The sequence below is a fragment of the Halomonas sp. DP5N14-9 genome (assembly GCF_019802175.1).
GTDB lineage: Bacteria > Pseudomonadota > Gammaproteobacteria > Pseudomonadales > Halomonadaceae > Halomonas > Halomonas litopenaei.
On record NZ_JAHVHR010000033.1, the window covers coordinates 41,264 to 55,456 of the forward strand.

15 protein-coding genes are annotated in these 14,193 nt (G+C 63.7%); 12 read left to right on the forward strand and 3 right to left on the reverse strand.

Annotation, left to right across the window (positions count from 1 at the left end):
- Window positions 1–97: 97 nt before the first annotated feature.
- Together KUW00_RS19120 and KUW00_RS19125 are read right to left on the reverse strand one after the other, a co-directional pair.
- Window positions 98–1,186, reverse strand: a complete 1,089-nt coding sequence (locus KUW00_RS19120) for a hypothetical protein (RefSeq protein WP_045992250.1) — start codon at window positions 1,184–1,186, stop codon at window positions 98–100.
- 268 nt (window positions 1,187–1,454) lie between these two features.
- Window positions 1,455–2,474 carry an AraC family transcriptional regulator gene (locus KUW00_RS19125; RefSeq protein WP_108131769.1) on the reverse strand — a complete coding sequence of 340 codons (1,020 nt, stop codon included), beginning with the start codon at window positions 2,472–2,474 and terminating at the stop codon, window positions 1,455–1,457.
- Between the two features lie 413 nt (window positions 2,475–2,887).
- On the opposite strand from KUW00_RS19125, the gene KUW00_RS19130 reads away from it, so the two are divergent.
- From KUW00_RS19130 to KUW00_RS19145, 4 genes are all read left to right on the forward strand, one after another.
- The gene (locus tag KUW00_RS19130; protein WP_222569892.1) at window positions 2,888–3,409 is read left to right on the forward strand and encodes a 2,4'-dihydroxyacetophenone dioxygenase family protein; all 522 of its coding nucleotides are present in this window, start codon (window positions 2,888–2,890) and stop codon (window positions 3,407–3,409) included.
- A gap of 122 nt (window positions 3,410–3,531) precedes the next feature.
- A complete protein-coding gene (locus KUW00_RS19135) occupies window positions 3,532–4,623 on the forward strand; it encodes a zinc-binding dehydrogenase (RefSeq protein WP_222569893.1) in 1,092 nt (363 codons plus the stop codon).
- Window positions 4,620–5,108, forward strand: a complete 489-nt coding sequence (locus KUW00_RS19140) for a 3-hydroxyacyl-CoA dehydrogenase NAD-binding domain-containing protein (protein WP_222569894.1) — start codon at window positions 4,620–4,622, stop codon at window positions 5,106–5,108. The genes KUW00_RS19135 and KUW00_RS19140 overlap by 4 nt, the downstream gene beginning before the upstream one ends.
- A 3-nt stretch (window positions 5,109–5,111) precedes the next feature.
- Window positions 5,112–5,606, forward strand: coding sequence for a 3-hydroxyacyl-CoA dehydrogenase family protein (locus KUW00_RS19145; RefSeq protein WP_222569895.1), 495 nt, complete (start codon window positions 5,112–5,114; stop codon window positions 5,604–5,606).
- Between the two features lie 42 nt (window positions 5,607–5,648).
- Here the strand turns inward: KUW00_RS19145 and KUW00_RS19150 are convergent, their stop codons facing one another.
- On the reverse strand, window positions 5,649–5,936 hold the full coding sequence (locus KUW00_RS19150; protein WP_052704310.1) for a DUF4235 domain-containing protein: 288 nt from the start codon (window positions 5,934–5,936) through the stop codon (window positions 5,649–5,651).
- 250 nt (window positions 5,937–6,186) lie between these two features.
- Between KUW00_RS19150 and KUW00_RS19155 the strand changes: the two genes are divergently transcribed.
- From KUW00_RS19155 to KUW00_RS19190, 8 genes are all read left to right on the forward strand, one after another.
- A complete protein-coding gene (locus KUW00_RS19155; RefSeq protein ID WP_045992255.1) occupies window positions 6,187–6,879 on the forward strand; it encodes an HAD-IA family hydrolase in 693 nt (230 codons plus the stop codon).
- 258 nt (window positions 6,880–7,137) lie between these two features.
- Window positions 7,138–8,223 (forward strand): LacI family DNA-binding transcriptional regulator, encoded by a 1,086-nt coding sequence (locus KUW00_RS19160; protein WP_222569896.1) that lies wholly within the window; start codon window positions 7,138–7,140, stop codon window positions 8,221–8,223.
- Window positions 8,220–9,191 carry a sugar kinase gene (locus tag KUW00_RS19165; RefSeq protein WP_045992257.1) on the forward strand — a complete coding sequence of 324 codons (972 nt, stop codon included), beginning with the start codon at window positions 8,220–8,222 and terminating at the stop codon, window positions 9,189–9,191. Before KUW00_RS19160 ends, KUW00_RS19165 begins: the two co-directional genes overlap by 4 nt.
- A gap of 119 nt (window positions 9,192–9,310) precedes the next feature.
- Entirely contained in the window at window positions 9,311–10,288 is a 978-nt protein-coding gene (locus tag KUW00_RS19170; RefSeq protein WP_222569897.1) for a 2-hydroxyacid dehydrogenase, read from the forward strand.
- A 71-nt stretch (window positions 10,289–10,359) separates the two neighbouring features.
- Window positions 10,360–11,373 carry a TRAP transporter substrate-binding protein gene (locus KUW00_RS19175; protein WP_222569898.1) on the forward strand — a complete coding sequence of 338 codons (1,014 nt, stop codon included), beginning with the start codon at window positions 10,360–10,362 and terminating at the stop codon, window positions 11,371–11,373.
- Between the two features lie 54 nt (window positions 11,374–11,427).
- On the forward strand, window positions 11,428–12,033 hold the full coding sequence (locus KUW00_RS19180) for a TRAP transporter small permease (protein ID WP_108131779.1): 606 nt from the start codon (window positions 11,428–11,430) through the stop codon (window positions 12,031–12,033).
- Window positions 12,030–13,337: a TRAP transporter large permease gene (locus KUW00_RS19185; protein WP_108131780.1), complete on the forward strand. Its 1,308-nt coding sequence runs from the start codon at window positions 12,030–12,032 to the stop codon at window positions 13,335–13,337. The genes KUW00_RS19180 and KUW00_RS19185 overlap by 4 nt, the downstream gene beginning before the upstream one ends.
- 58 nt (window positions 13,338–13,395) lie before the next feature.
- Window positions 13,396–14,103, forward strand: coding sequence for an HAD family hydrolase (locus KUW00_RS19190; protein ID WP_108450006.1), 708 nt, complete (start codon window positions 13,396–13,398; stop codon window positions 14,101–14,103).
- Window positions 14,104–14,193 lie beyond the last annotated feature (90 nt).

Sequence of the window (14,193 nt, forward strand, 5' to 3'; positions counted from 1 at the left end):
AGGTTCCCGCAGCGGTAACGCAAAACGCCCCATGCCGGCAAGGCTTGGGGCGTTTCGTTGTGCGCCGCTGGTACAACACCAAACCGCTCGTCAGGTGTCAGCAGGTAGACTCTTCCAGCCGTCGCCGCAACGGAATATTGGCCTCCGTGCGGGCCGAGGACACCGGTAGCTCGGCGCGAATGTCCTCGATGGCATTGAGCAGCGGCTCCAGCGCGGTGAGATGGCGCGGAGCACGCAGTCGCCTTTCAAGCGCCCGATAGACCTCATCGGGGTCTTCCCCCGGCGCCTGGCTCGAGGTAAAGGGTGCCCGCCGCGCAGCAGGCGCCACCGAGACAGGCTCGAATAACCGCGCGTAGGGGTCTTCGCCGGACCAGGTCAGACACAGCAGATGATCCCGGGTGACCTGAACGTTCAGTTCCGGATAACTGCGGGCAAGACGCACGAGACAGTCAACGACATCATCGGTAAGAAACGCCGCCAGGGCGTCATGTTCCGCCGTGCAGGCGACGAAATAGCGAGAAAAGGCGCCCTCTCCCCAGCGTTCGCCGGTGGAACCGTGGTGCAACAGTCGCCACTTGCCCTCTCGCGGGTTGCAAAGATCCACCGCCGCCACCTCGAAGAGATCGCAGATCAGGCCGTTGCGATGATAGGTCCGACGGTCCTTGTCCATGCCCTCGTCATAGGCGAAGCGATAGACCCAGTATTCGCCACCGACGCGCTCATCGGCCGCCCTGCGGCAGTACTCAAGCTCGCCATTGTCCGCATAGGTACGCTGAAAGTCGGTGATCTTTCGCCGGAGCGTCGTCAGCATCGCATCAAGATCGACATCGGGCTCGGCCAGTCTAAAGTCGAGCTCCGCCGCACGCCGCACCAACAGTCGCAGGAAGGCGGCCACCCGCTCGGTGGCGTGCCAGTCGAAACCCAGCAAGGCTGCCCCGACCAGCGCCAGCGGAATCAGCCACGGCCAGGAGAGCCCTCCCGCCAGGGTGATGATAAAGCCGAGCGTGCCCAGCAACAGGCAGAGAAGCCCCAGCGCCAGAATCGTGGAGGAAGGACGCGGATTGAGCGACACGTCCTCGTCCCGGGCGCGATCCAGGATCTGGATCAGCGACTCCCGTGATCTGGCCGCTTCCGCGGCATGCTGCTCGCGGCGCGTAAACCGATATGCCTTCCATAGCGGCGTCATCGTCGCGCCTCTCCTTCGCTCATGGTGATAGCTCTCTTGATGGCAACCTTGATGACAGTGATGTCAGCAGCAACAAGTCTAGTGTCCACCAAGACCTGGGCGCCCCTTGGCATGGCCACATCAGGGGTACACGGGCCGTCCCCATGGAGAGTGAAACACATCCTTCGGACCACACCCGGCTGCAGCTGTGCTGAAGCGATAACCTAAGCGCACTTCAGCGCAATCGCCTCGCGCCCACCACCCGGGCTGCCGACTCAAAGACCAGCGCCTAACCTGCGCCGTTCGATCTCCGCCGCTGGTGCTGGCGCCAGCGACTCGGCGCAACCCCAAACCAGCGGCGACAACCTCGCGTCAGCGCGCTCAACTCGGAGTAGCCCAGCAGATTCGCGATATCGGTCAACGGCAGCGACGTTTCCCGAAGATAATGAATCGCCAACTGCCTGCGGACCTCATCGACCAGATCCTGGAAACATCGCCCCCTGGTGGCCAGACGTCGCTGCAGCGTTCTCGGGTTCAGCGCCAGTCGCCTGGCGATGTCATCGAGTCCAGCGCCCCCCTGCCCCAGCTGCTGACGGATTTGCCACGACACTTCATCGACCAGATCTTGAGGGAGTTGTTCCGGCCGATAGGTCAGATACTGCTCCATCAAGCGATGCAGACGTCCGTCGGCGGTCACCAGAGGACGCTCGAGGTCGGAACATTCCAGCAGCCAGCCATCGGAAGGGCTGTTGAAGGTCGGCACCACCCCCAGCAAACGTTGATACAGGAGCGCAGGCACGCTGGGGGACGTCGCCAGATAGATGGCCCTGGGACGCCACTGCGGCCCCAGCAGCAACGACAGCAGGCGCTGGCCGACGCCTACCGGCAACTCGCTGATCTGGCGACCGGGAGCCGCCCCGCCCCCCACCATGGTGTAGCTGAGAAAGGCCTGGCGTGGGCCACGTTCGATGTCGATGACCGCACTGCTCGAGTGGGCGGAAAAGTGATCTGCCAGCGCCTCCAGCGCCAGGCCGACCGTAGCGGCATTCTGAATCAGGTAGAGCAAGGGTCCGAAGATATCGACTCCCTGGTACTGGCCGAACTTCAGGCCGAACAGCGAATCCCCGGATGCTTCGGCACAGTTTTCGAGCAGCATCGCCAGACTCGAGAACTCGATGATGCTTTCCGGCGACTCCAGCAACGAGAGCGATAGCCCCACCCTAGCAAGCTGGGCCTCGGGGTCGATGCCCTGCTGGCGCGCGAAGTTGGCGAAACCGTGCAGTGACGACGCTCGCGAATAGTCGGCCATGCTCTCTCCCTCAGCCTGACTTCCTTACCACCTACGTTGCTCGGATGCTGATTCTCTCTTCAATTTTCGAAGCGGTTCATCGTTTTCGAGGCGGTTGATCCTGGGGCTCTTGCCTCCAGCGCGCTTGGCCTAGGCGCTGTCCGAAAAGTCGACGAGCGAAGGTTAGACAAGGCAAAAATCGGTGAGAAAGCGCAGTTTACGGGGTGTAAATGAGCATTTTGATCCGATTTTTAACGCCGTATTACCGAGCGCAGGCACTTTTCAGACAAGCCCTCTCCATCTAAGGTCTAGCCCTAAGTGTCGCGCTAGGTCAAATCCTTGTCATCAAATGTCAAATCGGAGGATGTCTGGCAGACGAGGATGATGCTTCGAAGACGTTTCTTTGATCCATCCACGAAAAGAGCGACAACAAGATGCCATTTCCTTTCCAGATTTCGCCCCATGATGCCCTGTTGACCCTGGATACCCAGGAACTCCCCATCTATGAAGACGCGCTGCCAGGCATCCCCGGCGTCGACGTCCAGCCGCTGTTTCTCGACCCGCACAACGGCGTCTGGGTGCTGCGGGTGAAGTTCAAACCCGGTGTGGTGCTGCCCAAGCACTACCACACCGGTACGGTGCACTTCTTCACCCTGTCGGGACGCTGGCACTATCTCGAGTATCCCGATCAACCCCAGACCGCCGGCTGCTACCTGTACGAGCCCGGCGGCTCCATCCATACCTTCGCCACTCCCGCCGACAATGACGGGATCACCGACACCTTCATGGTCGTCGAGGGCGCCAACGTCAACTTCGATCAGCAAGGCAACTATCTGGGGCTGATGGACGCCAGCAGCATCATGGGGCTCATCGATGCGCTGATCACCGAGCGCGGCCTCGACCCGGCGCGCTATGTCACGCCTCCCCAACCGCACTACACCGACGCGCCGCGCTAGCCCGCCAAGATCACGCCTCCACGCGGCGTCAATCGACAAGACTCCCTACAACAATTGCGCTCGGTATGTGTCCCGCCAGGCAGGTGCCGCGGGGCCCGTCATCGACGCCAAGGAGATTCCCCATGCGCGCGATCGTCCTGCGCAACGAGCGACTCGGCCTCGAGTCACTGCCCGACCCGACGCCGGAAGCGGGAGAAGTGCTGGTCAAGACCCTGGCCTGCGGTATCTGCGGCAGCGATCTGCACATGGCAGATCACTGTCACGATGCGCTGGCGGGGCTTCGCAAGGGCCGCGTTCCAGTAGCCTTCGAACCGGACCAGGGCGTGGTCTTCGGCCACGAATTCTGTGCCGAGATCCTCGACCACGGCACCGGCAGCGACAAGCGATACAAGGCCGGAACCCGCGTCTGCTCGGTGCCCTACGCGGTCAACGCCCAAGGCTTTCATCACATCGGCTATGCCAACGCCTACCCCGGCGGCTTCGGTGAGCTGATGCGCCTTCAGGAACACAGTCTGCTGGAGGTGCCCGGCGATTTGCCCAGCGAACTGGCGGCACTGACCGAGCCACTGGCCATCGGCCGCCACGCCGTCGCCAGAGCCCGGCTCGCCGGAGGCGAAGTGCCGATCGTGATCGGCTGCGGTCCGGTCGGCCTGTCGGTGGTGATGGCACTGAAGGCGGCCGGCTTTGGCCCGGTGGTGGCCACCGACTTCTCCCCCCATCGGCGCCAACTGGCCGAGTGCCTGGGTGCCGATATCGTTGTCGATCCGGCCGAACGTGCCCCCTTTGATTGCTGGCTCGAGGCCGCAGAAGCGCCACAGGGCTTCGACATGTACGGCCCCATGGCAATGCTGTCGATCGGCGCTCAGCCCAGGCCTTGCGTGGCCTTCGAGTGTGTCGGCGTGCCCGGTCTGATCGCCCGGACCATGCTCGACCTGCCACCAAGAAGTCGGCTGGTGGTGGTCGGCGTCTGCATGCAGACCGATCAGATCGAGCCGATCGTCGGTATTGGCAAGGAGCTGGACCTCAGCTTCTCGTTCGGCTACCGCCCCGAGGAGTTCGCTGCCACCCTCACCGACCTCGCCGACGGCCGCCTCGACGCCGCCCCCTTGATCACCGACCGCGTCACCCTCGACGGGGTCCCTGCGGCCTTCGAGACGCTTCGCCATCCCGGTGATCACGCCAAGATTCTGATCCAGCACGGAGACAGAACATGACCCCGAGCCTTTCCTCTTCTCTCGAAAATGGACCACACAGGCTGTGCGTGCTGGGTGGCGGCGTCCTGGGTGGCCAGATCGCCTGGCACAGCGCCTTCAAGGGCAAAAGTGTCATCGTCTATGACATCGACGACACGGCGCTGGAGCGCTGCCGCGCAAGCCATGACCACTACGCCGGCATCTATCAGGCCGACGTGGGCGCCAAGCCCGAAGCCATCGCCGCCACCCGCGCGCGGCTCGCCTACACCAGCGACCTGGCCGAAGCGGTGGCCGACGCCGAACTGGTGATCGAAGCCGTACCCGAAGATCCCGAGATCAAGCGCCAGCTGTACCGGACCTTGTCACCGCTGCTCAGCCCCGAGACCCTGGTGGCAACCAATTCCTCGACCCTGCTGCCCGCCGACTTCGCCGATGACAGCGGACGCCCGGAGCGCTACTGCGCGCTGCACTTCGCCAACCTGGTGTGGATCATGAATGTGGCCTAGGTGATGGCTCACCCACGCACATCACTCACTACCCTGGAGTCGGTTACGCGCTTCGCCATCGACATCGGCATGATCCCCATCCCGGTCGAAAAGCCGCGCAACGGCTATCTGATCAACAGCTGGCTGGTGCCACTGCTGACAGCTTCCCTGACCCTGCTGCGTGAGGGCGTCGGCAGCGCCGAGATGATCGACCGCACCTTCATGAAAATGTGGAGCTCTGCAGCGGGGCCCTGCGGCATGATGGACATCATCGGCATGAAGACGTGCTTCGACGTCAGCCACCACTGGGGCGAGGTCGACGACAACGACGAAATGCGGGCCAACGCCGACTTCCTCCATCAGCATTTTCTTGCCAACGGAAAGCTAGGTCTGCCCAGTGGCGAAGGCTTCTACCGCTATCCCGACCCCGCCTATTCCCAGAGCACCTTCATGGCGATCCCCGACCACAGCGAAGCAGGTCACATCGCGGCCCAGGTGCTCAAGGGCATGACGGGTTGACCCAGGAAGGGGCGGTGGGCGACGCCCCTTGCTGTACTGTGATCAACGCTTGCCGGGCAGCAGCCTGGCAGAACGCCCGCCCTTGCGGGTCTTGTCCAGCGCCTTGCGCCCGGCGCTACGGCCCACTACGCGGGCCACGCCGACCATCACGCCGGTAGCGGCTCCCCACAGGATCGCCTCGCGCCACTCGACGTCGTCGCGATCCGGATTTTCCGGCGGTTCCTTGTCCGATACCTTTTGATAGGCACGCTTGGCGGCCTTGCGTGACATCACGCTGGCCCCCACCGCGGCCGCGGATCCCACGATGGACCACAGTGTCTCTTCTTTCATGAGTACCTCCTTGAACCATGGCCGGGGCCATCCCGCCCCGAGAATGTGGTGTTTCGAACACCGCAGTGTTTCAGCATAGCGAAGAGGTCCTCGCCGCCTCAAATTCCCCTTTTCCGCACCGCAATAGTGCGGACTGCGCAGCGTGAAAAAACAGTGTTCAAAAATTGTGGTTTTCGACTTCGAACACAGGCAGACTCCGCAGAAATCTGCAACACTGTTCGATAACGCAACGAATCGCGAGGTCGCCTCCATGGCTCGCCCCCTCTGCCTGCTGTTCGACTGTGACGGTACCCTGGTGGACAGTGAACCCCTGCTGGCCGCCGAGATGGCCGTCAGCCTCTCCGCCGCCGGACTGCCGTTCCGGGCCGAGGACTATATGGGCGACTTTCGCGGCGCGCGCTTTCGCAACATCGTCGCCACCCTCGAGGCACAACATGGTCAGGTCGATCCGGACCACCTCGAGGTGCTGGAAGCGAGCATGCGCGCCAACCTCAACCGCCGCCTGGCCACCGACCTGACCCCCATCGCCGGTGCCACCGAGGCCCTCGCCGCGCTGTCGCACTACCCCATGGGCGTGGTTTCCAACGGCCCCGAAAACAAGGTGCGCACCTCTCTTGCCACCGTGGGCCTGACCGAGGTGTTCGGCAATCGCCTGTTCAGCGGCTACACGGCCAACTGCTGGAAGCCGGACCCCTGCCTGTACCTGCATGCCGCCAGCATCATGGGCTTCGCCGCCGAGGACTGCATCGCCATCGATGACGCCATCGTCGGCGTCAACGCGGCCCTGGCCGCAGGCATGACCGTGGTCCACCTCAATCGCTTCGCCGATGCCGAAGAAACGCCCGAAGGCGCCCACATGATCACCAGCATGTTCCAGCTGCCGACGGTCATCTCACGGCTGCAGAAGGATCGCGACAGACACGCCATGCTCTCCAGCGGCTAAATTCCGCTGCATATACCCTGAGGCCCGGCAATTGTCGGGCCTTTTCATTGCTCTACATCACCTCGAGACCATTGTCTAAGGCACGCCTTGTTGCTGGCTTCGGCCTTTAGCGCCTAAGCTTGTCAGCCAATGGGAACGTTCCCATACGGACTTCTCGACGTCCTGCCGTTGTCGCATCACCTGGCCTGCTCACCTCGACAGGGCTCGCCAGCGTCGCCCTTGTAAACGGACGATGCCATCTTATCCAAGAGCCGCCCCATGAATGACCGCCGTCGACCCGCCACCATCCTCGAAGTCGCCCGCCAGGCTGGCGTCTCCAAGACCAGCGTCTCGCGCTACTACAGCGGTGAACGAGAACGGCTGTCCGAGGCCATGCGCGAGCGTATCGTCGCTGCCGCCACTGCGCTGGGCTACCAGCCCAATCCCATGGCCCGGGGCCTCAAGGGAGGCCCCTCCGGCCTGGTCGGCATGCTGGTGGCCGATATCCGCAATCCTTTTTCGGTGGCGATCATGCATGGCGTCGAACAGGCCTGTCGTCAGGCGGGACTGTCGTTGATGGTGTGCAACAGCGATAACGACCTCGAGCAGGAGCGCCAGCAGCTGGCGCTGCTGTCGTCCTACCGTATCGAGGGCCTGGTGGTAAACGCGACCGGCCGCCACAGCGACGCCCTCGCCCAGCTGGCCGACAGCGGCACGCCGTTGGTACTGCTCGATCGCAGCCTCGCCGACGTCCATGCCGACGAGGTAGGGCTCGACAACGACGCCGCCATCGACATGGCCATCGCGCACTTGCGCGAACAGGGCTACGGGCGCCTGTTGTTCATTACCGAACCGCCGGCCCAGGCCAGCTCTCGTCAAGCTCGTCTGGAGCGCTTCAACCAGCGCTGCCGTGACGGCTCGCTATCCGGCGACACCCTGGTCATCGAGCTTGGCGATCGCCAACGCCTGGACCAGGCATTGGCTCGATTTGTCGATAGCGCAGGCGATTCCCGCCCGGCGATCCTCTGCGCCAATGGCCAGGTAACCCTGGCACTGACCCGACGCATGAAGGCCCTCGGCTACCTCCTGGGAGAGATCGGGCTGATGGGCATCGACGAGCTAGAGTGGTGTGACCTGACCGAACCGGGCATCACCACCCTTGCCCAGCCCACCGGTGCCATCGGTCAGGCCGCCGTCGACTGCCTGCGCGCCCGTGCCGTCGGGCCTCGGCAGGCGCCGCAGCGTGCGACCTTCGCCCCGACGCTGACGGCAAGGGGCTCCACCCAGCCCGCTGCCACCCCTTCCGTCACTGCGGAGCCTTCCTCAGTGTCCTCTTCGTCTTCCACCTCAGAGACCTCCTCATGAACCAGAACACTCCTGACATCCTTACCTTCGGCGAGGCCATGACGCTGTTCGCCGCCGACGCCCCGGGCGACCTGGCCGAGGTCGAGCGCTTTTCGCGCAGCTGTGCCGGCGCCGACACCAACGTGGCCATCGGCCTGTCACGGCTGGGCTTCAAGGTGGGCTGGCTCAGTCGGGTCGGCGAAGACTGTTTTGGCCGCTACCTGCGTGCGAGCCTGGAGCGCGAAGGCCTCGACTGTCGCCACCTGATCACCGACGCCGAGCACGCCACCGGTCTGGTGTTCAAGGAGCGCGCGGTGGGCGGCGCGGATCCCCGAGTCGAATACCGTCGCCACAACAGCGCCGCCAGCAAGCTGTCGCCGGCCGACGCCCAGGACGTCGACTTCAGCACCCTGCGCCATCTGCACGCAACCGGCATCCCGCCTGCGTTGTCCGCCAGCTGCCGTGAACTCTCGCAGTTTCTGCTCGAAAAGGCCCGCCAGCATGGCACCAGCGTGTCCTTCGATCCCAACCTGCGTCCGACCCTGTGGGCCAGCGAAAGCGAGATGCGCGACACCCTCAACGGCCTGGCCGCCCAGGCCAACTGGGTGCTGCCCGGTCTGTCCGAGGGCCAGTTGCTGACCGGCCAGACCAGCGCCCACGATATCGCCGGCTTCTACCTGGATCAGGGTGCAGATGCCGTGGTGATCAAGCTAGGCCCGGAGGGCAGCTACTACCGCGGCACCCTGACAGGGCAAGACGAAGCCTTCACCGTGGCCGGCGTCCCGGTGGAGACGGTGGTTGATACCGTCGGCGCCGGGGATGGCTTCGCCGTGGGCTTCGTCAGCGCCATGCTCGATGGTCTCGATCCACGCCAGGCGCTCAAGCGCGCCAACCTTATCGGCGCCGAGCAGGTCCAGGTACCGGGCGACATGGAAGGACTCCCCGACCGCGAGCGCCTGGACCAACTGGAAGCCGCAACCGCGGCCTGACGCGCCGACTGCCGAAGGCCCCCTTGCCTTCGGCAGACGTCACCCGACGCGGCCCCCGGCTGCCCCATGCCGAAAAGGACGGCCGGCAACCCACCGCACCACAACGACAAGAGCACCCCATGACCAAACGCATCCTGGTATTTCGCGAGATCAACCAAGAGCAGCTCGACGCCCTGCGCGAGGAGTTCCACGTGGACTACCTGCCGGGCGTCTCGCATACCGAGGACCCGGCCTTTGTCGACGCCCTGTCACGGGCTCATGGCCTGGTTGGTTCAAGCCTCAAGATCACCTCCTCGCTGCTCGACAGGACGCCGAACCTCGAGGCTATCGCCAGTATTTCGGTGGGCTACGACAACTATCCCCTCGACGAGCTGACCCGCCGCGGCATCCTGTTGTGCAACACCCCTGACGTCTTGACCGAGACCACCGCCGATACGGGCTTTCTGCTGATCATGAGCACCGCACGGCGAGCCGTCGAACTGGCCGAGCTGGTCAAGCAAGGCAACTGGAAGGAAAGCATCGGCAAGCCGCTCTATGGCAGCGACGTCCACGGCAAGACCCTGGGCATGGTCGGCATGGGCCGCATCGGCGCCGCCATCGCCCGCCGCGGCGCCCTGGGCTTCGGCATGAAGATCCTCTATACCAAGGCCTCACCCAAGCCTGAGCTCGAGCGAGAACTCGGCGCCCAGCGACGCGAGCTGGAAGAGCTGCTCGAGCAGGCCGATTTCGTCTGCGTCACGGTGCCGCTCTCCCGCGAGACCGAAAAGCTCTTTGGCGCCGCCGAGTTCCAGCGCATGAAGCCCGGCGCCATCTTCGTCAACCTGGCCCGTGGCAAGGTGGTAGACGAAGCCGCCATGATCGCGGCGCTGCAAGACGGCACCCTGCACGCCGCCGGCCTCGACGTCTACGAGCAGGAGCCGCTGCCCGCAGATTCACCGCTGCCGCACATGGCCAATGTGGTCGCCCTGCCCCATATCGGCTCGGCCACCCACGAGACGCGTACCGCCATGGCCCAGCGCGCGGTGGACAATATCCGCCTGGCGCTCAAGGGCGAACGCCCGTTGAGTCCAGTCAACGACGAAGTGCTGAACGACTGAAGATCCATGGGGTGGCCGGCCCCATCCCCTGAATCGGCCAACGCCTGACAACACAATAAATCGAGGTTTACATGACTCATACCCCCAAGCCCCTTTCCCGCACCTCCATTGCGCGCCTCGGCCACGGTCTGCTGGTCGGCGCTACCCTGTTCGCCGGGCTCGGCCTCGGTGCCAGCGCCCAAGCCTTCGATCTGCGCTTCGGTCACGGCGGCACCGAGGACACTGCCTACCATCTCGGTGCCACCCGCTTTAAGGAACTGCTCGAACAGGCCGACACCGACCTCGGTGTGCAGATCATGGGCAACTCCGTGCTCGGGCACGAGACAGAAATGTTCGAGCAGCAAATGGCGGGTGCCCTCGACATGTCGATCATCAACCCGGGATTGATCACCGACTTCTCGGATACCGCCAACGTCTTCTCCATTCCCTTCCTATACCGCGACCAGGAGCACTGGCAAACCGTGCTCGACGGTGAGGTTGGCCGTGAGATTGCCGACCAGATCACCGCCGAGACCGGAGTCAAGGTGCTGGCATTCTTCGGCGGTGGCAAGCGCCAGATCGTCTCCAGTCGGGCACTCGACAGCCTCGAAGATCTCGAGGGCATGAAGCTTCGCACCAACCCCACCAAGCCGCTGATCACCGCCTGGTCTGCCCTCGGCACCGAGCCCACCGTGATGGCCTGGAAGGAAATCTATACCGGCCTGCAACTGGGCGCCATCGATGGCCTGCTCAACGAGGCGGAGTGGATCCACCGTATGCGCTTCCATGAGGTGGCGCCGCACATCGGCCTTTCCGAACACGACATCACCGTGCGCCTGCTGACCATGTCCGAGATGACCTGGGACCGGCTGGACGAAGCGCAACAGGAGGCGGTCATGGATGCGGCTTACCAGGCCGCAAGCTATGCCCGCGGGGTACAGCTCGATCAGGACTCCGAGGCGCTCGACCTGCTGGTCGAAGAAGGTGCGACCCTGCATGAACTCGACCGCGAGAAGATGCAGGAAATCGTCAGTGAGCCGCTGGCCGAGGTGATCGAGGAGATGGGCCTGACCGAGCTGCATCAAATGATCGTCAACGCCGAGTAACCTCCCCCCCGCACCGGGGCAAGCCCCGGTGCCAACCTTCAAGAGGATGAGACCATGAGGCTCTTCCTGAACGTGCTCTCGCGCGCGAATCGCGCGCTCGAGAAACTACTGCACTGGATATTGCTGGCGTTGCTGTTCGGTTTTATCGCCATGATCATCTACCAGATCGTCAGCCGGAACCTGCCGCTGCTGCCACGCCTTTACTGGACCGAAGAATTCAGCCGGTTTGCCTTCCAGTGGATGATCATGCTGGGAACCGCCATCGGCGTGCTTCACGCCGACCACTTCGTACTCGAGGCCTTTCCCCGTGGCACTCGTGCCGATCGCCTAACCCGCTGGATCCGTGACCTGGCATGCCTTGCAGTCGGTGTCATCTTCGTCGTGTATGGCCAGGAATTCGCCGCCTCAGGCCTGCGCCGCAGCGCTACCGCCTCGGGGCTTTCAATGATCTTCGTCTATTCGGCCTTTATGGTCTGTGGCCTGTTCATTGTGCTATTCGCACTTGAGCGTCTGGCCCGGGCCGTGCTCGACGGCCTTGATGCCATGGAAGCCGCCATGAACACGCCAGATCCCGTGCAGGAGGCCATCGCGGCCCAGCAAGAACACCATCTCGACCTGGATGCGCCTCAACAGAGTACCGGCGCCGGGAGGCCATCATGATCTCCATGGATGCCATCTTTATCCTGCCATGGCTGCTGTTTGGCCTGCTCGGCGTGCTTATCGTTGTTGGTGTACCCATCGCCATGGCCCTGGTGCTGACCGCAGTAGGCATGGTCATCCTCGATCCTCGCCTGACCTACTGGGTCATGTTCCAGCGCATGTACAACGGCATGGACTCCTTTGTGCTGCTGGCTGTGCCGTTGTTCCTGCTGGCCGGCAATCTGATGAACGCCGCACGCATCACCGACCGCCTGATCACTCTTTGCATGCGTCTCGTCGGTCACGTCAAGGGGGCGCTTGCCCACGTCAACGTCATGGTCAGCATGCTGTTCGCCGGCGTGTCGGGTTCGTCCACCGCCGACAGTGCCGGTGTCGGTACCGTGCTGATCCCGGCCATGCAGCGTGAAGGCTACCCCACGCACTTCGCTGTGGCCGTGACCGCCGCATCCTCAGTCATGGGCATCATCATTCCTCCATCGATCAACATGATCGTATGGGGCGCCCTGACCAATACTTCCATCGCCGGGCTCTTCTTGGGCGGGATTCTTCCGGGGGTAATGATTGGCGTCGCCCAGTTGCTGATGAACATGGGCTACGTGCGGCGCTACCAGGTGCCGGTACGCCCCCGAGCCAGCTGGCGCCAACTGGCCAGCTCCAGCAAGGACGGACTACTCGCCGCAGGCATCCCGGTGGTGATCATCGGCGGTATTACCCTGGGTATCGTAACCCCCACCGAAGCGGCGGTAATCGCCGTGCTCTACGCTCTGATACTGGGTTTCATCGTTTACCGGGAGCTGAGCTTTCGCCAGGTTCTCGATGCCTCGACCGATACCGTGCGGTTGTGCTCGCTCTCGCTCTTCAGTCTGGTGGGCGCGGCCATCTTCGGCTATCTAATCAGCTTCTATCAGATCCCGCCCAAGTTGATGGAAGGCGTCAACATCACCAACCCGGTGACCCTGTTGATCATCATGACGCTGGTGATGCTGCTCATCGGCACCTTCATGGATTCGCTGCCCGCCATGGCCATCATGGCACCGATCTTCCAGCCGCTGGCGATGCAGGCCGGGGTGCATCCGGTGCAATTCGGTGTCATCGGCGTCATGGCGCTGGGGCTCGGCCTCATTACGCCGCCCTATGGACTCTGCCTGATGATTTCCGCCAAGATCGGAGGCATTCCGCTGCTGAAAGCGCTCGCCACCACCCTGCTGTATCTAGCGGTAATGCTGGCAGTGATTCTGCTGCTGATCGTCTTTCCCGACATCGTTCTGGCAATCCCGCGCCTGATCGCGCCGGATTTCGTCTGATCATCATCCGCCGCGACCGTCCCCACTGTCGTGGCCTTCCTCCTTTTCTGAGGTATCCATGTCCGACACCACCGCCCCCCTCTGCCTGCTGTTCGACTCCGACGGCACCCTGGTCGACAGCGAGCCGCTGCTCGCCCGGGCCATGGCCGAGACCTTCCCCGACTTCGGCCTGCCGTTCACGCCCGAGCAGTACATGGAGGAGTTTCGCGGCGTGCGCTTTCTCGACATCGTGCTAGAACTCGAGCAACGCTTCGGCGCCCTCGATGACGCCCGGCGCGACGTCATGGAGGATCGCCTGCGGGACAATATGGCCGCGCGCATGAAGGCCGAGCTGACCCCGGTTCCGGGCATCCCGGAAGCCCTTGCAGCGCTTTCCGGCCACCCCAAGGCGGTGGCCTCCAACGGCCCGCTGGCCAAGATCCGCCTGGCCATGGCAACCAGTGGACTGGCGCCGCACTTCGGCGACAATCTCTACAGCGCCTACGAGTTGCAGGTGTGGAAGCCGGACCCCGGGTTGTATCTCGCCGCCGCCGAAGGCATGGGCGCCGAACCGGAGAACTGCGTGGTGATCGACGACGCTGCGGTAGGGGTGGAAGCCGGACTCAAGGCCGGCATGCAGGTCATCCACATCAACCACTTTCCCGACGAGGAGCACACCCCGGAGGGCGCCATCGCCATCACCCACGCCAGCGAACTGGTGACAGCCATCGAGCGCTTGAACCTGGAGCGGCGAGGCCACCAGCGGGGGGTCGCCGCCACCGAGTGACCGGGCCAGGGCGCTGCGAGACACTCGTCCAGCCCCCCCCCAGGCCAACCGGTGGTCTTTTCGCCACTCTTTGCTACTTTAGCGATCGTC